The sequence below is a fragment of the Bacillus sp. FJAT-27986 genome (assembly GCF_001685035.1).
Lineage (GTDB): Bacteria > Bacillota > Bacilli > Bacillales > Pradoshiaceae > Pradoshia.
Genome location: NZ_MAYV01000015.1, coordinates 42,638 through 66,988, shown reverse-complemented (window position 1 = coordinate 66,988; position 24,351 = coordinate 42,638). Strand labels below are relative to the sequence as shown.

The following is a 24,351-nucleotide window of genomic DNA, read 5'->3' as shown; positions in this document are numbered from 1 at the left end:
ACTGAAATAGCCTATTCAGACGGAAACCAACGTGTTAATATTTGAAAAAGAATAAGAGGTGATCTATGAAGCGAATAGGGATTACAGGTGTAACAGCTCTATTGTGTATTGGATTTTTAGTCTATGGGAATAACCATTATCATGCGGGAATTGATGAGACCCGTGCAGAAGCGCACAAGAAATACACAGAGGATCAGGCAAACCAGAGCCTAGAAGAAGCACAACTCGAGAATGAACGAAAATCAATTAATGACCAGCAGCAGAAAAAGCTAAAAGAAGCCCAAAAGGTGATCAAAAAAGTGTATGATGATTCGAAGCACCAAAGCACTGAATTAAAAGGGATACTACAGGACCTTACTCCTCTAATTGAACAAAAAGAAGACTGAACTGACTAGACTTTAGAGTGTTCAGTCTTTTTTTCTGTAATAAAGACTCCACCCTTTTACCTATATTCAGGACAAAAGGATTATTTTAGAATTAGAAGGGAATATATATTTTATATACTGAACAAAAAGAGGTGCTAAAATGATACTCCTAAAACATCTATGGTATGAATATAAACTAAAACGCCTTATCAATAAAGCAGATTCCTGTACAAATCCCGATATGAAAAAGGATTTAAACAAAAAAATTAATGACTTACATTTAAAGCTTAATGAAATCGAGAAATTTTATATTTCAGGTGAACAATCCAATGGGTGATTCATTCATATAGATGGAGTAGAATTGGAGTACGCTCTTACCATTCTACTCCATAAAACCAACTCATCTTCTCTCCGTTTCGATCAGCCGAGCAATATATTTTAGAACATCCTCTCTTAGCTCTTCATTTTTCAAAGCAAAATCAATTGTAGTCTTGATAAACCCTAGCTTCTCACCTACATCATATCGTTCTCCTTCAAATTCATAGGCATAGACACGCTGGATCTGATTGAGCTTTTGAATGGCATCGGTCAATTGAATTTCACCGCCCGCTCCTACTTCCATTTCACCGAGAAAATCAAATATCTCTGGCTTAAAAATATATCGCCCAATAATAGCCAGATTAGAAGGTGCTGTTCCTCTCACCGGCTTTTCCACAAAGCTGCCTACCAGATGGCAACGCCCATCCATATGAATAGGATCGATAATCCCATACCGGTCGGTTTCATTTTCAGGTACAGCTTTAATGCCAATAACTGATGAATCAAGTACCTTATACTGTTCAATCAATTGCTGTAAGCACGGCTTATCATGGATGACGATATCATCACCAAGCAAAACAGCGAATGGCTCATCCCCGATAAAATTACGCGCACAAAAGATGGCGTGGCCGAGACCTTTTGGTTCCTTTTGGCGGATATAATGAATATTCGCAAGCTCAGAAGGTCTTTGAACCTCCTCCAACAATTCAAATTTGCGCTTTTCCCTCAGATTATGTTCTAGTTCAACAGCATGATCAAAATGATCCTCAATGGCTCTCTTCCCCTTACCTGTCACAATGATAATGTCTTCAATGCCAGATGCAACGGCTTCTTCGACTATGTATTGAATGGTCGGTTTATTTACAATCGGAAGCATTTCCTTCGGCATGGCCTTTGTTGCTGGTAAAAATCTTGTGCCAAGCCCTGCTGCAGGTATGATTGCTTTCTTGATTTTTTTCATACGAATCCCCTTTATCATCAGTATAATCATTCACTCTATATATCTAATTCCCCAACTTCCATTCTATTCCTCCAAAAGTAAATAAACAGCCCGCTCAAATTTAGTTTTTCTGGGAAAGCAAGATGTTAACAGTATTTAATAGTAATGATTCCCGCTATTCAGCCCAACCACCAAATTCCCTTTGAGAGAAATAAGCTAAATATAATCTGGAACCTTCTCCTTCACTTAGATTGTTAGCGATTGCTTTTTACTGGGGGATTAGAAGGATAATGTATTACAGCAAAACTAGTTAGATTTAACTGTTATAAGTAAATAGAAAAGCGGATTATATAATTAGGATGTAAAATTATCCATATACAAAACAGCATTGACAGTTACTTTAACATATTGGTATCTTTTAAATTGTTCTAATACTTAGAGATAAATATTTTTTCCTACTTTTTGACAAAATGTGACTTTAGTCCCTGTTTTATATTTAATACATTTTGTACCATTATATTAAACGTCGAAAAAGCAAAGCTAGCGAAAACTAGTGACGCAAAACTAAAGGGACTAAAGCTCGTCTCATGCTAGCTAAGTCAGCCAGTTACCAAAACGAGGAGGCACGAAATTGAATTACTATCAAACTCCTGAGGAAATGTACAGAAAAAGAAAACTTAAAAAGACTGCAACCTATGCAGGCTTAATTGTAGTAGCTATCGGAATCATTTTAGGATTACAAGTGCTGCTATACAATATGTAAAAAAGAGTGGAACTATGGGTTCCATTCTTTTTTATGTTCATTCATCTTATCTTTTGATGCAGGAAGAGGGTTCTATCTACGTAGCAATTTTTCATACACATATCTTAAAATGAATGGCTAAAATACCTTACATAAAAACACCGAAATGTCAAAAATATTTTGAATAAAAGATGGAATTTGAAAAGTTTTTATATCTTCTTCAATATCCTAGTTTAAAATTCGAGGTTCCTTCTTAGAAGATATCGTGAATTTATTTTTAGTAGTACTAGTGTTGGGGAGGATTTTTGAGGCATTTTATAGTAGAAAAGTGGAGAAATCGTTAACGTTTTCTCCACTTTTTGAAACACTCTTTATTTATTAAGAAAATATAATAATAATGTGCTGATGCTAAATCATCTAACAGACGTTCCCTTATTTACGGAATAGACGAAATGATTATATACTTCTACGTTAATCCTCATAAATCTCTATTGGTAACCCATACGGATCAGCAAAGAACGTAAACTTTTTAGCAGTAAAAGAATCGACTCGAATGTCTTCAACTGATACAGTATGTTGACGCAAGTATGTTACTGCTTCTTCAATATTTTCTACAGCAAATGCCAGATACCTTAATCCAGTTTCTTCTGGGTAACTTGGACGTAAAGGTGGATTCGGAAAGGAAAACAATTCAATTTGGTATGTTCCATTTATCTCTAAATCTAACTTATAGGAATCTCTTTCTTCTCGGTAAACCTCACGGATAGGCTTAAAGCCAAGTACATCCACATAAAATTTCTTTGATTTCTCATAATCTGAACAAATAATGGCGATGTGATGAATGTTAAGTAATTTCATTATAATTTCCTTTATTATATTTTTGAATCTAAATTCCTGTCACCCTTCACCTTACTTTTTTATAGCACACAGAACATTGTATAAATTACAATTGAACTCAAATAGGTTGTGCATTTGAAGGAACAAGGAAATTTCTTAGTTGGATTGGTATGGGGAACTTCATTAAGTATCCTGTTATAGTTTAATTTTCATAGTTAGACATTAATTACAGGTTTATTTACATATAAAAAAAGCAGACTTGATTTTAAATAAAATCAAGTCTGCTTTAAGATTAAACAAGTGCAGCTTCTAAATTATTTACAGTTTCTCTACCAATAGATTCATAAAGTACATTCGCTTTTTTAGCAGACGTCAAAGCATAACAGTTACGACCATCAAGGATAATTGGGTTCTTCATTAACTGGCTATACTTCGCTAAATCAAAATCTTTAACTTCATCCCATTCAGTAAAGATAAAACAAATGTCTGCATCTTTAAGAGTTTCTTCTATTGAGTTGCAATACGTAATTTCATTAGGATATATCTTCTTATAGTTATCAACACCAACTGGATCCCACGCTTTTACTTTTGCTCCATCCTCAAGTATCAATGGAATACTTACTAATGAAGGTGCTTCTCTTAAATCATCCGTTCCAGGCTTAAACGTTAACCCTAACACCGCAACATTTAACCCTTGTAGATTATTATAATACTTACGTGATTTCTTAAATAACTTAAGTTTTTGATTCTCATTGACATCAATCGCAGCCTTAACTGTTTTCAACTCAGTATCATGGAAACTTGCTATCCAATGTAATGCCTTTGTATCTTTAGGGAAACAGGAACCACCATAGCCAATCCCAGCATTTAAGAAACGATTTCCTATACGACCATCAAGGCCCATACCAAGCGCAACATCTTCAATATCTGCTCCAATGGTTTCGCATAAGTTCGCAATCTCATTAATAAATGAGATTTTTAGTGCCAGAAAATCATTGGAAGCGTATTTAATCATCTCTGCGCTCTTACGATTTGTCACAACGATAGGTGCATTAAACCCTTTATAAACCTCTTTTAAAACCTCCGCTGCGTAATCTTCTTCAGCACCAATTACAACTCTAGAAGCTTGTAAAGTATCACGAACTGCTGTCCCTTGCGCTAAAAACTCTGGGTTAGAAGCAATATAAACATTGACGTCATGAACTAAATTGCGTTTAATCATTTCCTCAACCTTATCGTTCGTCCCAATAGGTACAGTGGATTTCACAACAACTACACAGTCTTTTTCTATACTCCGAGCAATCTGCTCAGCTACTTCATAAACATAAGCTAAATTGGCGGATCCATCAGCTTTTTCCGGAGTACCTACACCGATAAAAATTACATCAGCATCTTTATATGCTGCATGATAGTCAGTTGTATAAATTAACTTATCTGTGTTTTTCTTCATTAATTCCTCTAAGCCAGGTTCATAAATTGGAGAAATGCCTGCTTTCATAATAGCCACTTTATTTTCATCTATATCTACACATGTAACAGAATGGCCATACTCAGCAAGACATACTCCTGTTACTAAACCAACATAACCAGTTCCAGCTACAGCAATTTTCATTTTTTAACCCTCCGATAATTTTATATACTTTGTATGATTATTAAATTATATTTAATGTACACAAATTATTTTTACTAATGAGTATCCTCGTTGAATTATGCTAGAGAACGACTGAATAATAAATATTAACCCTAAATACCAAAAATCTTAATATTCATAATATTACTATAATAATTTATTTTTAGATAGAAGATTAAACAATCCTTAGAAAAGAATTGATATTACTACTTTCTCATTTTAATTAATTTTGCTGGTACTCCACCTACTACAGAATAAGGAGCTATATCTTTTGTAACTACTGCGCCTGCTGCAATTACAGCCCCATCACCTATTGACACACCAGGAAGAATTATAGCTCTGGCACCAATCCAAACATCATTTCCAATACTAACTTTTTCGGGATCTGTCATCCCTTGTTTTATCATCGGTATACTAATATTCGATGTTTCATGGTTAACAGTATATATTAATACATCAGGACCCATCATAACATTCTCCCCTATAATTGTAGGACCTTCTATTACACAACCTGTACCTATCCCTGAGTTATCCCCAAGGATTACTTTTTTTGAAAAAGATGCATGTCTTTGAATGTTCAGGTTTTTCCCTTGATTTCCTGTAATTTTGTTGAATAATATCTCCCTGATTTTCTTGCTTGTCTTACCAAAAAATTTAGATCTAGAGTTAGGTAAGTGCGTCGCTATATACTTATATATATAATGTAAAAAATTGCTCACGTTTGCCTCCAGTTTAGTCCTAAAGACTTTAAATCTAATTAATTGAATTCCCAACCATTTTTTGTTAGTTACTTAAAATCATAATCATTATCTTTTTTAAAAGAAATTAATTTTTTTATAGTAGGTATTTGGATAATAATAATCAAAACTAAAAAAGCAAGATTAATATAGGTAGAGTAATTATAATTTTGAGCATTTATTATTGCAGCCATAAATAATATAGCAGTTATAATAATATGTGGTTTAACAGAAAAACCAACCCAATTTTTACTCGAAAAATAACTACGACACACGAAAAAAACTATATAAGAAAATCCTGTTGCAATAGCTGCACCTACGGCTCCAAAATAGGGAACTAGCACAATGTTCAATAATATATTAGGTATTATCGAGAGTATACTTACCCATATATTATAATGAGTTTTTCTTGAAAATATTATTCCTAATGTTGTGGTTTCGCTTAAAGTATACATAATAGGGTAAAGGCATAATAATCCAATTATGGTCGTTGCATCCATATACTTACTTCCTAACAAAATAAGTACAATATAATCCTTGAAAATTAATATTAAACAGAATAAAAAAGATAGTAATAACAAAATAGAGTTACTTACTAACTCGAAGTTCTTAGGATTCTTTTTCTCTTTATGCCAACGGAGCGCGATTGGTGTCCAAAAGGCTGTAAAGCTAGTTTGAATAATAGTAAGGGTTGCTGATACTTTTAATGCAGCAGTAAAAATTCCAATTTCATAGAAATCACTCCATGTTCTTAAAGCAATTCTGTCCATAGAGTTTAATAAACGGGTAAAGGATGCAGCAATTATCAGCGGAGCACCAAATTTCACCAATTTTATAACTAATGATTTATCAAACTTAAATTTTCTAAAATCTAAATATACCCGGTACCGAATAATCAAGTACATATCTGCTAATATTTGCCCAAAAACTGTTGAATATACAACTGTCAGGAAATCTCTCCTTATAAAGAAAACAAAAAATAGAGTTAATATTAATATATTTAATTTCAATATAATATTTAAGATTGAATACTCTAAAGCCTTTTCTTCCATTCTAATAGAAAGCATAATAAATCTTTCTAATACCATAAAAATTATTGTAACCCCAAATAACAAAGCAGCAAACTTATATTCTGGTGATCCAAATAATACATTTGAGACAAAATTCAAGTTGAAAATAATTATGATAAATAAAAACACTGATATTAACAATGGTAATAGCATGGCGTTTTTTAGTAAATTTATTCTATTATTTGATTCATGAAATTCTCTGGTATAAGCTTGATCAATTCCTAAATATAATACAGTAACTATTAAGCCAAGAAATAAAGTAAACATACTAGATTTACCAAATTCCTCAGGAGAAATAAAATACGTTGTTAAAGGTATCGTTACAATAGATATAATTGCACCGATTACGGGTCCCATTGAGAAAAGCAAAAAACTATTTATAAATTTTTTCATATTTAAATAGATTTAAATCTAATCTATTTCACCTCTATTATTTTTATTTCGGGTTTATACCTTATTGAACTAGATCTTTCAATAAATTGTTCCATGATATTAATATATTACTCTTATGAAAATCCTTTACACGTTCCAGGCCATTTTCTACAAGTTTTTTCCTTTTGTTATAATCATTCATTAACTCAACTAATGCATCTGCATAGCTACTAATGTCATTTTGTTTTACTAAGATAGCACAATTATAACCGTCTAATATCTCCTTGGGACCACTAACATCAAAAGAAACAATTGGGAGTCCAGATTCCATTGCCTCTATTACTACTAACCCAAAACCCTCCCACCTTGAGGACATTGCATAGATCGAAGCTTCTCTAAGTTTTTCTGATATCTCATTGGTAAAAGGTTTAATGCTAACATAATTCCTTAAACCTCGTTCATTTATAATTTTTTTTAATCTATCTTTTTCTTCTCCGTCTCCATAGATCCATAGCTCCCAATTATCAATACTTTTTTGGTTAGCTAGATCAAAGGCTTTTATTAAATTATCAAATCCTTTAGCCTGTGTTAATCTTCCTGCAGAAATAATTACATTTGAACATAAATCCGCTTTTTTCTTAACTTCAAAGCTTAAAGGGTTATATAGTACCTCTGATTTAATTCCAAATTTAGATATATATTTCTGCTTGTCAAGGTTTGTTAAAACAATGTTCTTATCTACTTGATTTAAATATTTCTTATATAAATATTCTCTATTCCAATTATATTTAAATTTAGTATTAAAATAGGCATCATATGAGCTATGTTGCCATGTAACAGTCTTTGTACTAATATCTCTTTGTACTATCCCTAATAAAATAGAATAGTATCCTTCACATCCAATAATGACATCGTATTTATTCTTATTAACTAGATCAACTAGTTTTTTTCTTTGTTTAGCAGGGTAATAAATGCTGGCCAATAATTTATATAAAAACTTATTGTTAAAAATATTAGTATAAAGATTAAGAGCCCTAAAAGCTTTTAAACAAGTTAAAGACAGTTTATCTCTTTGCTCAATCGGTTCGTATATTACCTTAATATTTTCTAGAAGCCCATACTTTTTTTTGTCTACTTTTATATTTACATTTGTACATATTATATCTATTTCATGTTCTTCAGATAACATATTGCTTATGTTAGTAACAACCCTTTGTACACCACCGTCACTGAAAATACTTTGACACAAAAAAGCTATTTTCATTACTTAAATCCCTTCGTAATTAGTAGATTTGATACATTTAATATAATAAAAATATACAATGTAAATACAAGCATATAATCACCTGTTAGTGATAGACCATTATAGGTATTTACATCTACAAAAACTATTAAATAAGCCATCAAAAGGTAAAATTGTCTTCTTTGAATTAGTTTAAGCATAGGATATACACCAATACTTATATATATAAATATTGTTAAGAAAACCCCTAATTCCAGTGAAAACATCCTGAATGGATATTCAAATGCAGCAGAGGCCCAATCTATATAATTATTATAAACAAAAGTAAATCCGTGCCCGTATCCAATGAAAAATTTTATAGGAAAGTAATTCAATGAACTTACTTCTTCCCACTTTTCAGCTCTTCCAGTAGTCAAACTTCCTTCAGCAAAACGACTTAATGTATTTGCAAAGAGATCTGTACATGTTACTAAGATCGCAATAATAGTAAAAAGAACAAATATAGAGACTAAGTACTTTAAACTTGATTTTTTATATAGCAAAAAAATAATTGCAATAAAAATAAGTAAAAAGCCTGTTTTACTTGCTGTCATAGCAATTCCTATTAATGCGATTAAAACGACTATCTTCTCGGATAACAATTTTTGAAAATAATTATTGTAAATCATGTTTAAGGTAAAAAACATTAAATATAGTTGGGTATTAAACAAAGGGTGACCCATAAAAGAATATAGTCTATAGCCTGATCTACTTTGCTGGTTCATTAGTAGTTCTTGAAATCTAGCAGTCATAAATTTTGCTATATGAACAAATATGTCTATATTCGTTACAAATTCAATCATCCCGATAATTGTAATAGTTATCATTATAGTATTTAAGGTTTTTAATAATGCGGTAAATACTTTCTTTAAACTATCAGGCGGTATTTTCACACCAATAAGTAACAATGGGATTAGATGACTACATACTACTGTTATTATAGTAGTTAGCTTATTTTCATATAACAAAGAACTGAGCAAATAATATAAGATTGTAATATATACAAATATAATATACTTATAATTAATATTCTGAAGATTATATAACAGTAGGTATAACAGAAGAAATATCGCTATATAGTTGATAATTCCCAAACTATGCCCAAAGATACCTGTTCTAAGTTCACCTGGCAAACAAAATATTGCTAATATCATCAGTATTATTAGCTTTGTAATAGAATTTTCTTTCCTAACAGATATGTCCATTTTCTCACCTATATTTAAATACGTTATTTTGCTTTAGATAAATGGGGTTAAATAAGTTTTATGCTTTACTCTCAACCTTAATATTCAATTATGATACTTGAAGACTAAGATGCTCATATGCACGTGTAAAGGTTGAGATTGACATTATTTTAACCCCATAATCTAAAGTATTTTAGGTGTTTATTAATCTTGAGTGTAATAAACCTTTAAGTTACCGCCTAACTAAACCTTCCCATTTTTTTGTATATATGATAATGTAGCTTTTTCAAGTTTAAATGGCTCAATATTAAATCTAGTATTATTTTTTTATTAAAAGGATATTTGAAAAATGATTTTCTAATATCACTACTATAAGGTTGATTATCTTGTAGCTTATACACACCTAAAAGTCTAAAATAGTGTGCTTTTACTTTGTTGTTAATGGCATGTTTTTGTATGAATTCTTCAAGAGCAAGTATTGCTTTTTTTGGATCTTTACTAATACTGTTTTCTTGTAAAAAAACATCCACTAAAGGCTCAGTAACTACTCCTACTTTAAACTCTTTAATAATCCCTAAGATAAAATCCCAATCTTGAAATCTAGGTAAATTTTCGTCAAATTTATATCTGTTAAAGCATTCTCTTTTACATAGAATTGTTTGGGTACTTACATAATTTTGAATATATATATTGTCATCATTAATAAGTTCCACTCTTGGAAAGATTCTATATTCATTTCCTTTATTTATTCGTATTTGGCAAGATACTAAATCATAATTATTCTCTTGAAGAAATTTGATTTGCTTCTCTAGCTTCATAGGGAGCCAGTAATCATCACTATCCTGAAATGCAATATACTCACCTTTTGATATTTCCACTCCATAGTTTCTAGCAAAGCATGCTCCTTTATTATTATCTAGTTTTATATACTTGATTCTGCTATCATTAAACCTAGAAATCACTTGATCGGTATTATCTGATGAATTATCATCGATTATAATTAATTCAATATCCCTATATGTTTGTTCCAGTACACTTTTAATTGATCTTGAAATGACATTTGCCCTGTTATATGTTGGAATAATTACAGAGATCATTTAAACTCCCCCCATACAATGTCTCCTACTTAATTATATGAATACATCATTTTTTTCTCTAATGTGAATAGATACTCTCAAGCCTTCTTACTACTTGTCTAATATCATATCCATTATCAATAATAAGCTGAGAAGAATTCTTTCTAACATATCCTTCCTCAAAGCTTAATATTAAATCCGTCCAATCTTCTATAGGACTATTTAAAGAAAGAAAATGAATATTCTCACTTACTTTTGCTTCCTGAGGAATAGTATCTGCAACAACACACTTTAAACCTGTGGCTTGAGCTTCAATATTAACAATACCTAAACCTTCATGGCGTGAAGGGAGTAAAAATACATCCATTGCCTGGAGAAGACTACTTACATCATCTCTTTTCCCCAACATGATAACAGCTTCTGATAAAGAAAGATCATTTATTTGGCTTTCTATCATTTCTCTGTTTTTCCCATCACCTATTAAGAGAAGTCTTGCATTTTTATTGTTCTTATACACTCTAAAAAAAATGTCAATCAAAAACTCATGGTTTTTTTGATAAGACATGTGACCAATGTGACCAATTACAAAACAATTTTCTAAATCGAGGTTCTTTCTATATCTATCTCTGATTTCCTGATTATATATAAATCGAGTTGTATCAATTCCGTTTTTTATCACTTCGAAATTATTATTAAATGCCCATTTACCCGCTAGATCAGAACAAGCAAGAGCATGTGTCCGGTTACTGTTTAATAACGGTTTTAATAATTTATGAACAATTTTATAATTACCTGTAGTATTATGAGAATGTGCAATTCTAACTTTTGTCTTTGCAATTTTCGCTGCATATATATCAATAGCCATAGTACCTGAATTCCCATGAACATGTACAACACTGTAATTATTATCCAATATTAGTTTTTTTAGCTTTCTAATATATGTTAGAGGCTTTTTATCTCTACATGGCATCTCGTAAATATCTCCACCATAAGATTTTATCTTATTAACCACCCAATCCATTGCACCTCTAGTTAATACAACGTCGAAATGTACTTTATGCCTATCTATATGTTCATAATAATTTAGTATTACATTAGTAATACCGTTGAATCCTAATGTAGTTGTAGCTACAACCAAGACCTTGACGCTTTTTTCTTGCATAGTAAACTCCTTTGTAATAACAAAATATATATTGAGTAAATAACGGTATTACAAATCAAAATTCCTATTTTTTAAAATAATACTATTTATTTATAAAGCTATTGATCATGTTTACTATATTATTAGTATTGGATATATACTTTTTCACTCGAAAATCTTCCAATTCAACTAAACATTCACCTAAAGATTTATCTTCGATAATGGACATTATAAAACCTGATTTACAAAATTCTGTAATAATTTCAACTTGATGATCATCAACATGCTCTTCAAATATTTTAAGTCTTGGAACAGCAACTATTTTTTTCTCCTTTTTAAGCGCTCCGACAATTGCCCCTGTACCACCATGCGTTATTACCTTGTCGCATGTCTCCAGATATTTATTAAATTCCTCTTGATTCAAGAAATTTTTATATTGATAATTTAAAGGTTTATAGTCACTATAACCTGTTTGAGCAAATACCTGTTCCTTGATAATTCCATCAGCAATTAGTTTGTCTATTTCAACCAGCAGTCTATTAAATTGAAATTTCTGGGATCCTAATGTAACAAAAATCAATATATCCCACCTCCATAAACTGCTTTAGGATAAAATTTTCTTAGCTCTTCCCACTGAATTATAAATAAATCAGCAATTTTATACATAATCCTACCAGTAATTGTTGGCGAGTTTATTTTTGAAAAGGACTCAATAAAAATTATCTTTTTTTTAAAAATTTTACCTATCAATAATATAGGTACAGTGGACAGAGCCCCAGTAGATATAATCACATCTGGCTTTTCTTCAAAAAAAATTTTAAGAGATTTAAAAAATATAACAATAAATTTTAATATGAAGAACATCTCTTTTCTATTGATTTGCGATAACTCATATTTTTTTATACCTTTGGTATTTGTATCATAGTTAGTTTTTTCAGTTATTATAAAGCTGCTATGTGATGTCATTAAATCAAATAGCATCATTAATTGTTCAAAGTGACCACCAGAAGAGGCTGCAAAACATATCTTCATCTCTCAACACTTTCCCTACATAACTTGTTTTAAAAAACTTAAATGCAATTTAATATGCGTCTTTAGAACCAAATAATACAAAAATGGTTTTAATCATTATTCTAATGTCAAACCAAAATGCCCTTTTTCGTATATATTCTAAATCCAATTCAACCATTTCCTTAAAACCTACACTATTGCGCGCAGTAACCTGCCATAGACCTGTACATCCTGGTTTAACCATCAATCGTTGCTTATCATAATTAGAGTACTGTTCAACCTCTCTCGGCAGAGGTGGCCTTGGGCCTACTAAACTCATTTCCCCTTTTAAAACATTAAATAATTGGGGAAGTTCATCAATACTTGTCTTTCGAATGAACTTACCTATTTTTGTTATACGAGGGTCATCTTTCATTTTAAACATTGCACCAGAGACTTCATTATATTTAAGAAGATGTTTTAATTTATCTTCTGCATCAATAACCATTGATCGAAATTTGTACATTTTAAATACTTTTCCGTTCAAGCCTACTCTTTTTTGGACAAAGAATACTGGACCTTTCGGATCCTCTGCTTTAATTAAGATAGCAACGATAATAAATAACAAACCTAATAGAATAATTCCGCACAACGAGCCAACGATATCTATTAAACGTTTAGTATACAAGTAAGAACTACTTTCATTTAAGCAAATCAATCCATCTTGGTCTCTACATAAAGTAGTATCCTGATTAACTTGACTAGACACTCCTGACCCCGCCTTTACTCAACCATTGATTTTTCAGTTTCAAAACCAGTAACCAACTGTTTCAAGTAATCCCACATATCATCGCGGAGGTCTTTGTGCTGTAATGCATATTCAATTGTAGTTTTCACAAATCCAAACTTTTCCCCAACATCATAACGTGTGCCTTCAAAGTCATACGCAAAAACTCTTTGGATTTCATTTAATTTTTGAATAGCATCTGTCAACTGAATTTCTCCACCAGCACCGGTTTGTTGCTTTTCAAGGAACATAAAGATTTCCGGTGTTAGCACATAACGTCCCATGATAGCTAAGTTAGAAGGAGCCGTTCCAGGAGATGGTTTCTCTACAAAGTTACTCACTTGATATCTTCTTCCTTCTTGTTTTGCAGGGTCAATGATTCCATAACGATGCGTTTCATTGTCACCTACTGTTTGCACACCAATAATAGAAGATAAGGTTTTTTCATATTCATTAACGAGTTGACGCAAGCAAGGATTATCACTTTGAACAATGTCATCCCCTAATAGAACAGCAAATGGTTCATTTCCAATAAAATTGCGCGCACACCAAACAGCATGCCCCAATCCTTTAGGTTCTTTTTGGCGAATATAATGGATATCGACCTTGGAAGGAGCCTGCACTTTTTCGAGAAGATCTAGCTTGCCCTTTTCCAACAAGTTATTCTCTAAATCATACGCATGATCGAAATGATCCTCGATGGATCTCTTTCCTTTACCGGTTACGATAATGATATCCTCAATCCCGGATTCAATCGCTTCTTCCACAATATATTGAATTGTTGGTTTATCAACAATAGGTAACATTTCCTTCGGCATCGCTTTTGTCGCCGGTAGGAATCGTGTTCCCAGACCGGCAGCTGGTATAATTGCTTTTCTTACTTTTTTCAAGAATATTCCTCCTCCTAAAGGCAAAAATATGATATTTATTTGTAGGTATAAATTCTTTCATTTTTAACTTAAACAAAAACAGACCTTAACGATAAAGGTGTTTAGTAATTTTAAATAGGAGTAATAAGGTTAAGTATTTTATATTCTCTCAAACACCCAGTGTATAATACTCAGTCTATTAATTATTCATATCATTAAAATTGGGCGACTAACCCAACATCACAGCAGCCTATTAATGAGTCGTATAGTAAGAATCTTCTCTTAACCCACAACCTAGCCAAGTGCCTCCTTTGATAAAAGATAGGAGGCAACACCTTCAAGATTCGTCATTAAAATAGTCCAAAAAACTTACGCTGTCTGATTGGCTGTGGCATTTCTCTCATAATCGTCTGCCCGTTAATAAGCAACTCTGCATTTTCTTCAAAATAATAAATTTGGTCCACCCCGAAGCGTTTCTCCAATTCATCCAACGCTTCGTTCATCCAAAACTGCCTGGATGAAACATTATGTGCATCAGATGCTACAAAATGAATAAGATTTGCTTCAATCAGATCCAAAGATATTTTTTTAATTTTCTTTCCGAATTTACCCACAATACTGCCGCTCGTGATTTGCGCACTTACACCCTTTTGTACAAAGTCGTATAGTAAGTTCGGATTATCAACAATAGCTGTATTCCGTTCAGGATGAACCAAAATAGGATTTATTCCGCGTTGGAGTAAATCAAAAAATAAAGTGTTGGCATATCGCGGAACATAATTTGAGGGAAATTCTATTAATAAATAGGATGTATCGTTCACGGTTTGTATGGATCCCCGCTCCATATCTTCAAGCAGTTCACCATAAACTCGTACCTCTTGCCCTGGTAAAACCGTTAAAGGAATTTGATTCTTTTTCAATTCCTCGTTTAGCCGTTTAACTAATGATAGAATAGAATCTTTTTCATTTTCATATTTTCCATTTTTATGATGAGGGGTTGCAACAATGGTCTCTATGCCGTTACTAACGGCTAGTCTGGCCATATTTAGCGATTCTTCTAAACTTTTAGCCCCATCATCAAGATTCGGTAATATATGACTGTGTATATCAATCATTCTTGTGCAACCCCTTATTTGTATAATAATGTCGTAACCTAGCTACGCTTCTATCCGAAAATAAAGTCTATTAAAATACTCTAATGATTACCGTAATAATAATAGGTGTTATCCTTCATTTGTTTGTTATTAAGTACAACACCTAGAATTTTAGTACCAGTTTTGGTCAGTAGTTCCTTTGTTTTAATTGCATCCTCAATTTGAGTTTTTCCGCTGCTGACTACCAACACAATACCTTGGCAAAGACTTGAGATAATCTGCGCATCCGTTACAGCCGTTACAGGCGGAGTATCAATGATAATCAAATCATAGTCATTCTTTGCCTCGTTAATCAGCTCTTTCATTGCTTTTGATGACAATAACTCAGCTGGATTTGGAGGTATTGGTCCACTCGTTAACACATGCAATCCAAGCGGTTCAACAATATTAACAGCTTCTTCTAAATTCGAATGTTTCGTTAAAACACTCGTTAGCCCAAAAGTGTTTGTAACAGAAAACGTGTAGTGTGAGGATGGCTTACGCAAATCCGCATCAATAAATAATGTACGTTTTCCCTGTTGAGCAAATACAACCGCTATATTAGCTGCAGTGGTCGACTTTCCTTCTGCCGGTCCAGAAGACGTTACTAACATAGTTTGAATCTCTTCATCAACCGAGGAAAACTGTATGTTCGTGCGAAGCGTACGATACTGCTCTGAGATCGGTGATTTTGCATCCCACATGGTGATTAGTTTTCGTTGATTTCGATTTCCAGTTTGTTTTCCCTTATTACGCGCCATGCTGCCAACCTCTTCCTGATCGCTTCGTTCTTGTTCTCGCTTCCATTTGTGTATTATCCGCTTCAATCACACCAATCACACCAATAACCGGTAAATCAAGGATTCTCTCGATATCCTGCTCCGTTTTGATTGTATGGTCCAAATGCTCCATTAAGAATGCTAATCCAACACCGACCATCAAACCTACTACCATCGCAACCGCAATATAAAGTAACGGTTGAGGTTTAATTGGTGAATCATTATCTGAAACCGTTGCTTTCGCAAGGATGCTGACATTATCCACATTCATGATTTCAACGATTTCTTCTTTAAAAACTTCTGCTGTCGTATTGGCTATTTTGGCAGCCATGTGTGGATTCTCATCTGTAACTGATACGTTTACTACCTGAGAGTTCTGTTCACTTGCTACTGTGATTTTATCGGTTAATTCATCTGCCGATAGGTCCAAATCTAGTTCCTCAATTACCTTATCCAATATGGCTGGGCTCTTCATAATGACATTGTATGTTTCGATGAATTGCAGATTCGTTTGAACCATGTTTTGGTTATATAATGCTTCTTCACTCTTTGCCTGATTAACAAGCAGCTGTGTAGAAGATTGATAGATTGGAGTCAAAATAAAAAAGCTTGTTACTCCGCTTATCAAAATGGCCAAAACAGTAATCATAGTAATGAACCATGCACGTTTTTTTAAGGTTGCAAACAAATCCTTCAAGCTGATAGTTTCTTCCATTTCGTCCTCCGATTAAAATAATAATATATATTATACTACAATATCTTTTTGAACTCCTTTACTTTTTCTGGAAGTTCACAAAAACACTGATTAAACTCTGAAAAAATAGTGGATTTTCATTTTAATTCAAAAAAATATATAATATATAATATATTAATAATTATATTACTATAATAAATTTGTCAATGCGGAGGATGGAAAATGAAATATATAACAACGCTTTTACTTCCCTTATTCACCATCGTTGTTTTAGTTTTCGGACAAACAAGCTGGAATAATCAAATTGAAGAAACTGTAGCGATGGAGAGTAAAAAAAAGCAAACTGGAGAAAAAAAAGAAATGAACACAGAAAAGAGCACCGGCTCTTTATATAAGAATGTTAAAAATCAAGAATTAAAGAGCGCGCTTGAAAAAGGAATCAGTAAACATGAAAAAGCTAATGTTTTGATTGCGGGTTCCAAAGCATTGGGCGATCAAGATGACGGCCTAGGGGAAACAATTAGTCAGGAATTACAAGAAGAATTTGAAGAGGGTATTGCGGTATCTCATATAGAATTTAACGGTACATCCACCGAATTAATAGAAACAGGGCTAATCAGCGATTATCAGGATGCCAACCCTGATGTTCTGATTCTTGAGGCTTTCACATTGGCAGATAATGGAGTCGTAGAAGTGGAGGAAAATCACGAAAACATTGCAACTATTATCCAAGAATTGAAGTCTATCAATGAAAATCTTTTTGCCATTTTGATGCCGCCTCACCCTATTCCAAATGCAATCATCTACCCGACACAAGTAGATGCCTTAAAGGAATATGCAGCTGAAAATAACATCACGTATATTGATCACTGGACTGAATGGCCTGATTATATGAACGAAGCCGAACTGATGGAGTATTTGAAAGAGGATAAGAGTGCTCCGAATGAACAAGGAATTCAGATTTGGAGTAAAGAGGTATATGAGTTGTTTGGAATATAAAATTGGATACGGGGGATTTAATCCCCTAACCTCTCACATCATCATCGTATGAACTGTTATAGTTACTGGAGCAATTCTTACCATTATAATAGGATCGATTGGGTTGATTGTAGGGATTAATAACAACATGGGTATCAGTTACGAATATTGCTGATATCTTTTTATTTATTTGTAACTAAAAGGTTCTGCTTATTATACAGGTACTGCTATACAACATGTAAAAAGAATGGGTCTAAAGACACATTCTTTTGTATATCCACCAATCTCTCACATAATGAATATAAAATTAACTTCCATATAAGATTAGCCCTCATTGAATCATACTATCTCCTTATATGACGGTCTGGCTCTCACCTTACATTTTCCAAAATTTGATAGCAATTCATCTAGTAAAATGGTATGATTTGGTTGGTTTTATTAATTTATAGATTAGGAGAAGTGTACCATGATAAAAAAACAATTCACTTTTTTCTCTGCTATCATTCTACTGGTATTCATGATAATAGGAGGAACCCCGGTATTAGCTAAAGCAGATGCTGACACAGTTAAACCAACCATTTCGGGGACTACTAATAAGACGATTTATATTGGCCCTTCCTTTAATCCGATATCTGGTGTCACGGCCAAAGATAACGTAGATGGCAATATCACCAAAAATATTAAAGTTTCTGGCTCAGTCAATACTAAAAAAGTTGGCACCTATAAACTTGTTTACTCAGTTTCTGACAAAGCGCAGAACAAAGCAACTGCAACTCGCACGATTACCGTTAAAAAAGATACCACTAAGCCTACTTTATCCGGTGCTACTAATAAGACGATCTATATTGGTTATTCCTTTAACCCACTAACTGGAGTAACTGCTAAGGATAATGCTGATGGTACTATAACCAAGAATATTAAAGTTTCCGGGTCGGTCAATACTAAAAAGGCTGGGTCCTATAAGCTCACCTATACAGTTTCCGATAAAGCAAAGAACAAACAACTATAACTCGCACAATTACCGTAAAAAAAGATAGCAGCAAGCCTACTATCTCTGGCACTACTAATAAAACTATTTATGTTGGTTCTTCTTTTAGACCTTTAGATGGTGTAACTGCAAAAGATAATGTCGATGGTATTATCACTAAGAATATTAAAGTTTCTGGTACCGTCAACATTCAAAAAGCTGGTACCTACAAACTTACTTATTCTGTTTCTGATAAAGCAAAAAATAAAACTACAGTTACACGCACGGTTACCGTTAAGAAAGATACGATTAAACCATCCATATCTGGCGCTACAAATAAATCGATTAATATTGGTTCGTCATTTAATCCGTTAGCCGGGGTGACTGCGAAAGATAACCTCGATGGCAATATCACCAAGAATATTAAAATTACTGGGTCGGTCAATGTGAAGAAAGCCGGTAATTACAAAATTACTTATACTATATCTGATAAAGCGAAAAATAAAACAACTATTGTTCGCAACATTAAGGTTGTCGATAATGTTAAGCCTGTTATTACTGGGGTAAAAGATATACAACTACATGTTGGAGAAACCATCAACATTTTAGAAGGAATATCTGCTACCGACAATAACGATGGAAATTTAACTTCCAAAATTAAAATTGAAGGCTCTGTTAATTTTAAAAAAGCTGGAACCTATATGTTAACTTATTCAGTTACTGACCAATCCGGTAATATTACTTCAATATCTCGGAAAATAACAGTTATTGATAATGTAAATCCTGTACTTCTTGGTGTTCAAGATATCGCGATACCTTTTGGCGAAAAATTTGATCCATTAGCTGGTATCTCTGCTTCTGATAACAGTGATGGAGATCTTTCATCTTCAATTCGTGTAAATGGATCGGTTAATATCAATAAAGCCGGATCTTATGCATTAACATACTCAGTTTCCGACCAATCTGGTAATACTGTATCCAATAATAGAATTGTTACTGTTGTTGATAATATTAAACCTGTCATCTCTGGAGCTTCTGATATAACAATCGGTTTATATACTGAATTTAACTTATTAGACGGCATTAATGTTTCCGATATTAATGATGGAGACCTGACATCATATATTACGACTGATGGTTCAGTTGATACTCAAATAGAAGGTCAATACCCTGTTACGTATAAAGTTTCTGATGCTGCTGGAAATATTGCAGTAGTTACAAGAATCATCACGGTTCAAAAAATTCCGGTTTCTGGTGTCTCTATCGTCGCTCCAGATACAATGAAAACAGGGAAAACCCAGCAGTTAACAGCTATAGTCACTCCAATGGATGCCACAATTCAACAAATCATTTGGCAGAGCAGTGATGAATCTATTGCAACGATTAGTGAAGATGGAATGATAGAAACCATTTTGGAAGGAACAGTAACCATTACAGCAACAGTCGATGGTATCAGCACTTCTAAAACAATTACCATTTCTGATCGTCCAAATGTATATCCTTATATATCTGGGAAATCAACTATTAATGGTGTAATCAAGAGTTTCTCAATCAGCATAATAAATCAGGAATTTTCTGAGAGTGTATATATCGAGAAGGTCGATATTTATGAAAATAATCGGCTGTTTACTTCCCACTCCGCTGAATCACTACAAAATTCCGGTATAAAAACTGATATCTCACCTAGAAGTAACTGGGGAATGAGCATTAGCTTTAAACTAGGAATATGGGCGAATCAAAGCGAGGTTGTTATCACCGTTAGGACGGAGAATGGAAAGACTTATCAATATCCACTCTCTTTATAAGAGGTTTTTGAATAGAAGATCAGCTTGATGTACACACCCACATTCAAATAAGAAATAATTGATAAAAACAGGTTTCCTTCCATTAGGGAAACCTGTTTTTGTATAGTGTAATCGTCATCAAAAGTTGACCACCCTCTTGTTATTTCGACTAAAGCTCTTTTGGATGGGATACAATGAAATGAATATAAAAAACAATTTATAAGTCCGTTTATAAATTTACTACATACTTTACAAATAAATGCATTAAATTAACAAAAAGTAATCCTCCGATAATAACCGGAGGATTTCATAATATAGATAACACTATTATAGAGAAAGGTTCCATTCTTTTTTATGATAAAAACTTATAATGTAAGCTTTAAACACTATTTCAGCACGGCGATCCTATCATTATATCTTACAACTAACTGCTGGTTATGTTGATCTGCTCCATCAATATTTCCACTCAGGAAGATCGGCGGCTCAAAGTTATTATCAGCCATTATTCTAACTGTTTCTGCCAGGATAGCATTAATAACTGCCCCAACTACAGTTGATTGATGTAGGACCAAAGGGAAATTAACCTTTTCATAAGTAAGACATATCTCCTTTTGTTGATTAATCATCGATGACCAAATCCACAGAATTAGCGATATCTATAAGATTTCCCACTTTCATGAAACTTCACCAATTGCAGTTTATTTAAAGGTACATAGTTCGCAGTTGACGTGTCATTTTAGCACGCCGCTCCTCACTAAGTTTACAACCTCTCGTTTAGGGTATTCTATCCACCTTTAATAGGTATAAAAAACAGGACTTCCGTATGTGAGCTCTTCTGCTTTTATTTAGTTAGAAGCTATCTACTGTGAATTAACTTCACCAAGTATTTTTATCTTCCGTATACTACCCATTGGTATTAGTTGTCTGACAACCTCATTTTGCGAGTTTTCTCTTTGTGATAACTCCAACCAAAAGTATATACTCGCAAGATTTCCTATCGATACTAATCCACCCTCAAAAAAGTAGTAAAACATGAAAAGAAATATAATACTTAATCCTTGAATACTACTTTTAGAAGGGTTTTTATAAACCCTTCTAATTTTTTTTATTATCATGTTTCCAATAAACAAAGCCCAACAGGTTAACCCAATCAAACCTAAATATTGCATTATTTCAATATATCCATTCACCAGGACCACATTCGATGCAAGACCTTCTCTCACAGTTCCCGCTCCCAAAAATAAATCAATGGAATTCTGGCTAAATACAGGTTTCCAAGAATCTAATCGCCCACTCAGCAATTGATTAATTCCTCCAAATCCTAAAGCTGAATAATATTTATATAAACTAGGGATTAGCGTTATTAGCAAACTTAAACTAATTAAGTAAATAAATATCAAGGTTGTTTTCCGTGACTTTAGATACATATTTATAAATATATATACGACCATACCTAATATAGCAATCATAAAACTGGTTCTTGAATTTGTTATATGAATAACATATAAGCTAGCACCTAATACCAACCACAAAAACACTATTCCAATTCGTTTCTTCACTATACTCAGCATCCTTAAGCTAATTAAAAGACCAAGTAAACAAAACCTCGCCAACTCATTACTATTGTTAAATATCCCTGTAAATCTATATCGCCCTTCTGTTGAAATATAATAAGCAGTAGATAACTGAGACTGCGCAAGAGAAGGAATCAAAACTAAGCCTGAGATAGCAATCAAAATCGCCCAAAGAATCTTATTAAAGACTTCCTTACTTAAACCCCTAAAAATTAATTCAGATGAGACAGCAATGCCAATACCTATTAATAAATACATAGATGTAGTTATACTTGCATTAATATCGACATTAAATAAACTAATTAATCCAAAAACAACTATCAGAAAAATCAGAAAAAAGGAAGTAGAATCAAATTCAAGCCTTTTCTTTCCCGAAGCTAATACTATAATAAAAAAAGCAAAGCTAAGATATTTCATTAAATATAATGGAGTAAATTCAACAAATGTTTTATAAAAAGGAAGTATAGTAAAAAAAGCTAACAAAAAAGTTGCAAAAATTATCACTCGTAATTTTTCTACTTTTACTTTACTTTTAGATTCCCCATATTTTAAATCTAACTCTACCGACAAGTATAATTCCACCACCCCTATAAATAATATTGTAGAATTATACCATTCTATTCTAACATCAATATACTGATGATAATTTATATATTAATAATTCTACAAATTTTGAAATAAACTGAAATTGACAGGCATGATAAACTATGTTTTTCACGATTTGTTTTAGAGGCTTATTGATAATCAATAACATACCTGTTGAATTATACTAAAGAAACTTCAATGCTATTAATAGTTTCTCTACCAATTGAATCATAAAAAATCCTTGCATTTTTGACACTACTTAAATCATAGCAATTACGGCCATCTAAAATTATAGGATTCTTCATTAACTGGTTATAATTTTTGAGATCAAATTCTTTGATTTCATCCCATTCAGTAAAGATAAAACAAACATCTGCATCTTTAATAGTATCTTCTATAGAATTACAATAGGTAACCTCTCTTTGATATATCCGTTTAAAATTATCAACACCGACTGGATCCCAGGCTTTTATATTAGCTCCCTCCTCAAGCATTATCGGTATATTCACCAAAGAAGGGGCATCTCTTAAATCATCTGTTCCTGGTTTAAACGTTAAACCTAGAACAGCCACACATAATCCCTTTAAACTATCATAATATTTACGAGACTTTTTAAACAACTTAAGTTTTTGATTCTCATTCACATCAATAGCTGCCTTTACAGTCTTTAATTCAGTGTCATGGAAATTCGCCAACCAGTGCAATGCCTTTGTATCCTTTGGAAAACAAGAGCCACCGTACCCAATTCCAGCATTTAAGAACTGATTACCAATTCGACTATCAAGTCCCATACCAAGTGCAACATCTTCAATATCAGCTCCGATACTCTCGCAAAGATTTGCAATTTCATTGATAAAAGAAATCTTCAATGCTAGAAAATCATTAGAGGCATACTTAATCATTTCTGCACTTTTTCTATTGGTAATCACTATAGGGGCACTAAAGTCCTTATATACCTCTTTTAATACTTGGCTAGCTTCTTCTTCTTCTGCACCAATTACTATGCGTGACGCATGTAAAGTATCTCTCACAGCTGTCCCCTGAGCCAAGAATTCCGGATTTGAAACAACATTAATTCTTACCTTGTTTACTAGATTCCGCTTTATCATTTCTTCTATTCTCTCATTGGTGCCAATAGGTACGGTTGATTTTACAACAACTATACAATTTTTCTCAACGCTTTGAGCAATTTGATCTGCTACTCTATATACATAAGAAAGGTTAGCTGATCCATCTTGTTTTTCAGGAGTTCCAACCCCAATAAAAATCACATCTGCATCTTTATAGGCAGTTTTAAAGTCTGTTGTAAAGTCCAAACGTTTCATATTCCTCTTCATTAATTCTTCTAACCCAGGCTCATATATTGGTGAAGTCCCAGCTTTCATCATTGCAACCTTTTTTTCATCTATATCTACACAAGTAACCGAATGATTATTTTCTGCAAGACAGACACCAGTAACTAAGCCAACATACCCTGTTCCTGCTACTGCAATTTTCATAAATCAATCACCTCATAA

The 24,351-nt window shown here is 32.8% G+C and carries 25 protein-coding genes, 3 pseudogenes and 1 riboswitch; of the genes and pseudogenes, 7 read left to right on the top strand and 21 right to left on the bottom strand.

Annotation, left to right across the window (positions count from 1 at the left end):
• Positions 1-65 precede the first annotated feature (65 nt).
• Positions 66-386, top strand: a complete 321-nt coding sequence (locus A8L44_RS11310) for a hypothetical protein (RefSeq protein ID WP_066105903.1) — start codon at positions 66-68, stop codon at positions 384-386.
• A gap of 139 nt (positions 387-525) precedes the next feature.
• Entirely contained in the window at positions 526-702 is a 177-nt protein-coding gene (locus A8L44_RS18985) for a hypothetical protein (RefSeq protein ID WP_175354286.1), read from the top strand.
• Between the two features lie 63 nt (positions 703-765).
• Here A8L44_RS18985 and galU (A8L44_RS11305) read toward each other — a convergent pair whose 3' ends face one another.
• Positions 766-1,644 carry a UTP--glucose-1-phosphate uridylyltransferase GalU gene (gene galU, locus A8L44_RS11305; RefSeq protein WP_066105901.1) on the bottom strand — a complete coding sequence of 293 codons (879 nt, stop codon included), beginning with the start codon at positions 1,642-1,644 and terminating at the stop codon, positions 766-768.
• 502 nt (positions 1,645-2,146) lie between these two features.
• Positions 2,147-2,238: riboswitch (cyclic di-GMP riboswitch) on the top strand.
• A gap of 16 nt (positions 2,239-2,254) precedes the next feature.
• Here galU (A8L44_RS11305) and A8L44_RS19365 point away from each other — a divergent pair.
• Entirely contained in the window at positions 2,255-2,386 is a 132-nt protein-coding gene (locus A8L44_RS19365) for a hypothetical protein (RefSeq protein WP_302621340.1), read from the top strand.
• Between the two features lie 450 nt (positions 2,387-2,836).
• Here the strand turns inward: A8L44_RS19365 and gloA2 are convergent, their stop codons facing one another.
• The 16 genes and pseudogenes from gloA2 to A8L44_RS11230 all read right to left on the bottom strand — a co-directional run bounded on the left by gloA2 (position 2,837) and on the right by A8L44_RS11230 (position 16,967).
• The gene (gene gloA2, locus A8L44_RS11300; protein ID WP_066105898.1) at positions 2,837-3,223 is read right to left on the bottom strand and encodes an SMU1112c/YaeR family gloxylase I-like metalloprotein; all 387 of its coding nucleotides are present in this window, start codon (positions 3,221-3,223) and stop codon (positions 2,837-2,839) included.
• Positions 3,224-3,494: 271 nt separating this feature from the next.
• Positions 3,495-4,814, bottom strand: a complete 1,320-nt coding sequence (locus A8L44_RS11295; protein WP_066105895.1) for a UDP-glucose dehydrogenase family protein — start codon at positions 4,812-4,814, stop codon at positions 3,495-3,497.
• 230 nt (positions 4,815-5,044) lie between these two features.
• A pseudogene (locus tag A8L44_RS19560) lies at positions 5,045-5,200 on the bottom strand (DapH/DapD/GlmU-related protein); the annotation flags it as partial.
• Positions 5,201-5,290: 90 nt separating this feature from the next.
• Positions 5,291-5,551 (bottom strand): annotated as a pseudogene (locus A8L44_RS19555) (hypothetical protein); the annotation flags it as partial.
• A gap of 68 nt (positions 5,552-5,619) precedes the next feature.
• On the bottom strand, positions 5,620-7,032 hold the full coding sequence (locus tag A8L44_RS11285) for a lipopolysaccharide biosynthesis protein (RefSeq protein ID WP_066105889.1): 1,413 nt from the start codon (positions 7,030-7,032) through the stop codon (positions 5,620-5,622).
• Positions 7,033-7,093: 61 nt separating this feature from the next.
• The gene (locus A8L44_RS11280; protein ID WP_066105887.1) at positions 7,094-8,275 is read right to left on the bottom strand and encodes a glycosyltransferase; all 1,182 of its coding nucleotides are present in this window, start codon (positions 8,273-8,275) and stop codon (positions 7,094-7,096) included.
• Positions 8,275-9,498, bottom strand: a complete 1,224-nt coding sequence (locus tag A8L44_RS11275) for an O-antigen ligase family protein (protein WP_066105883.1) — start codon at positions 9,496-9,498, stop codon at positions 8,275-8,277. The genes A8L44_RS11280 and A8L44_RS11275 overlap by 1 nt, the downstream gene beginning before the upstream one ends.
• 218 nt (positions 9,499-9,716) lie before the next feature.
• Entirely contained in the window at positions 9,717-10,574 is an 858-nt protein-coding gene (locus tag A8L44_RS11270; RefSeq protein ID WP_066105881.1) for a glycosyltransferase family 2 protein, read from the bottom strand.
• A gap of 58 nt (positions 10,575-10,632) precedes the next feature.
• Entirely contained in the window at positions 10,633-11,715 is a 1,083-nt protein-coding gene (locus A8L44_RS11265; RefSeq protein WP_066105877.1) for a glycosyltransferase family 1 protein, read from the bottom strand.
• Between the two features lie 82 nt (positions 11,716-11,797).
• On the bottom strand, positions 11,798-12,274 hold the full coding sequence (gene pssE / locus A8L44_RS11260; protein ID WP_066105872.1) for a PssE/Cps14G family polysaccharide biosynthesis glycosyltransferase: 477 nt from the start codon (positions 12,272-12,274) through the stop codon (positions 11,798-11,800).
• A complete protein-coding gene (pssD, locus tag A8L44_RS11255) occupies positions 12,271-12,726 on the bottom strand; it encodes a PssD/Cps14F family polysaccharide biosynthesis glycosyltransferase (RefSeq protein ID WP_066105869.1) in 456 nt (151 codons plus the stop codon). The genes pssE and pssD overlap by 4 nt, the downstream gene beginning before the upstream one ends.
• A 49-nt stretch (positions 12,727-12,775) precedes the next feature.
• Positions 12,776-13,402, bottom strand: a complete 627-nt coding sequence (locus tag A8L44_RS11250; protein ID WP_441294136.1) for a sugar transferase — start codon at positions 13,400-13,402, stop codon at positions 12,776-12,778.
• Between the two features lie 65 nt (positions 13,403-13,467).
• On the bottom strand, positions 13,468-14,361 hold the full coding sequence (gene galU, locus A8L44_RS11245; protein WP_066105863.1) for a UTP--glucose-1-phosphate uridylyltransferase GalU: 894 nt from the start codon (positions 14,359-14,361) through the stop codon (positions 13,468-13,470).
• Between the two features lie 329 nt (positions 14,362-14,690).
• Complete coding sequence (locus A8L44_RS11240; RefSeq protein WP_066105861.1) at positions 14,691-15,455, bottom strand: tyrosine-protein phosphatase; 765 nt, start codon at positions 15,453-15,455, stop codon at positions 14,691-14,693.
• Between the two features lie 80 nt (positions 15,456-15,535).
• A complete protein-coding gene (locus A8L44_RS11235) occupies positions 15,536-16,234 on the bottom strand; it encodes a CpsD/CapB family tyrosine-protein kinase (RefSeq protein WP_066105857.1) in 699 nt (232 codons plus the stop codon).
• Entirely contained in the window at positions 16,224-16,967 is a 744-nt protein-coding gene (locus A8L44_RS11230) for a YveK family protein (protein WP_066105852.1), read from the bottom strand. The genes A8L44_RS11235 and A8L44_RS11230 overlap by 11 nt, the downstream gene beginning before the upstream one ends.
• Before the next feature lie 201 nt (positions 16,968-17,168).
• Between A8L44_RS11230 and A8L44_RS11225 the strand changes: the two genes are divergently transcribed.
• From A8L44_RS11225 to A8L44_RS19485, 3 genes and pseudogenes are all read left to right on the top strand, one after another.
• Positions 17,169-17,945, top strand: a complete 777-nt coding sequence (locus A8L44_RS11225; RefSeq protein ID WP_066105849.1) for an SGNH/GDSL hydrolase family protein — start codon at positions 17,169-17,171, stop codon at positions 17,943-17,945.
• Positions 17,946-18,390: 445 nt separating this feature from the next.
• Positions 18,391-18,933: an immunoglobulin-like domain-containing protein gene (locus A8L44_RS11220; protein ID WP_066105845.1), complete on the top strand. Its 543-nt coding sequence runs from the start codon at positions 18,391-18,393 to the stop codon at positions 18,931-18,933.
• Positions 18,930-19,127: pseudogene (locus tag A8L44_RS19485) on the top strand (immunoglobulin-like domain-containing protein); the annotation flags it as partial. The gene A8L44_RS11220 and the pseudogene A8L44_RS19485, both read left to right, overlap by 4 nt.
• Positions 19,128-19,129: 2 nt before the next feature.
• On the opposite strand, the gene A8L44_RS18980 reads toward A8L44_RS19485, so the two are convergent.
• Positions 19,130-19,300: a hypothetical protein gene (locus A8L44_RS18980; protein WP_175354285.1), complete on the bottom strand. Its 171-nt coding sequence runs from the start codon at positions 19,298-19,300 to the stop codon at positions 19,130-19,132.
• Here A8L44_RS18980 and A8L44_RS11215 point away from each other — a divergent pair.
• A complete protein-coding gene (locus A8L44_RS11215) occupies positions 19,272-20,696 on the top strand; it encodes an immunoglobulin-like domain-containing protein (protein ID WP_077248097.1) in 1,425 nt (474 codons plus the stop codon). The two genes, A8L44_RS18980 and A8L44_RS11215, sit on opposite strands and share 29 nt — an antisense overlap.
• A gap of 365 nt (positions 20,697-21,061) precedes the next feature.
• Here the strand turns inward: A8L44_RS11215 and A8L44_RS11210 are convergent, their stop codons facing one another.
• The 3 genes from A8L44_RS11210 to A8L44_RS11200 all read right to left on the bottom strand — a co-directional run bounded on the left by A8L44_RS11210 (position 21,062) and on the right by A8L44_RS11200 (position 24,333).
• A complete protein-coding gene (locus tag A8L44_RS11210; RefSeq protein ID WP_066105840.1) occupies positions 21,062-21,301 on the bottom strand; it encodes a hypothetical protein in 240 nt (79 codons plus the stop codon).
• 234 nt (positions 21,302-21,535) lie between these two features.
• Positions 21,536-22,819 (bottom strand): O-antigen ligase family protein, encoded by a 1,284-nt coding sequence (locus tag A8L44_RS11205; RefSeq protein ID WP_066105837.1) that lies wholly within the window; start codon positions 22,817-22,819, stop codon positions 21,536-21,538.
• 194 nt (positions 22,820-23,013) lie between these two features.
• Positions 23,014-24,333, bottom strand: a complete 1,320-nt coding sequence (locus tag A8L44_RS11200) for a UDP-glucose dehydrogenase family protein (RefSeq protein WP_066105834.1) — start codon at positions 24,331-24,333, stop codon at positions 23,014-23,016.
• Positions 24,334-24,351: the final 18 nt, after the last annotated feature.

Coding starts and splice junctions, on each gene's coding strand:
- A8L44_RS11310 (WP_066105903.1), top strand. CDS start 66: ATGAAGCGAATAGGGATTACAGGTGTAACAGCTCTATTGTGTATTGGA.
- A8L44_RS18985 (WP_175354286.1), top strand. CDS start 526: ATGATACTCCTAAAACATCTATGGTATGAATATAAACTAAAACGCCTT.
- galU (WP_066105901.1), bottom strand. CDS start 1,644: ATGAAAAAAATCAAGAAAGCAATCATACCTGCAGCAGGGCTTGGCACA.
- gloA2 (WP_066105898.1), bottom strand. CDS start 3,223: ATGAAATTACTTAACATTCATCACATCGCCATTATTTGTTCAGATTAT.
- A8L44_RS11295 (WP_066105895.1), bottom strand. CDS start 4,814: ATGAAAATTGCTGTAGCTGGAACTGGTTATGTTGGTTTAGTAACAGGA.
- A8L44_RS11285 (WP_066105889.1), bottom strand. CDS start 7,032: ATGAAAAAATTTATAAATAGTTTTTTGCTTTTCTCAATGGGACCCGTA.
- A8L44_RS11280 (WP_066105887.1), bottom strand. CDS start 8,275: ATGAAAATAGCTTTTTTGTGTCAAAGTATTTTCAGTGACGGTGGTGTA.
- A8L44_RS11275 (WP_066105883.1), bottom strand. CDS start 9,498: ATGGACATATCTGTTAGGAAAGAAAATTCTATTACAAAGCTAATAATA.
- A8L44_RS11270 (WP_066105881.1), bottom strand. CDS start 10,574: ATGATCTCTGTAATTATTCCAACATATAACAGGGCAAATGTCATTTCA.
- A8L44_RS11265 (WP_066105877.1), bottom strand. CDS start 11,715: ATGCAAGAAAAAAGCGTCAAGGTCTTGGTTGTAGCTACAACTACATTA.
- pssD (WP_066105869.1), bottom strand. CDS start 12,726: ATGAAGATATGTTTTGCAGCCTCTTCTGGTGGTCACTTTGAACAATTA.
- A8L44_RS11240 (WP_066105861.1), bottom strand. CDS start 15,455: ATGATTGATATACACAGTCATATATTACCGAATCTTGATGATGGGGCT.
- A8L44_RS11235 (WP_066105857.1), bottom strand. CDS start 16,234: ATGGCGCGTAATAAGGGAAAACAAACTGGAAATCGAAATCAACGAAAA.
- A8L44_RS11230 (WP_066105852.1), bottom strand. CDS start 16,967: ATGGAAGAAACTATCAGCTTGAAGGATTTGTTTGCAACCTTAAAAAAA.
- A8L44_RS11225 (WP_066105849.1), top strand. CDS start 17,169: ATGAAATATATAACAACGCTTTTACTTCCCTTATTCACCATCGTTGTT.
- A8L44_RS11220 (WP_066105845.1), top strand. CDS start 18,391: ATGATAAAAAAACAATTCACTTTTTTCTCTGCTATCATTCTACTGGTA.
- A8L44_RS11210 (WP_066105840.1), bottom strand. CDS start 21,301: ATGATTAATCAACAAAAGGAGATATGTCTTACTTATGAAAAGGTTAAT.
- A8L44_RS11200 (WP_066105834.1), bottom strand. CDS start 24,333: ATGAAAATTGCAGTAGCAGGAACAGGGTATGTTGGCTTAGTTACTGGT.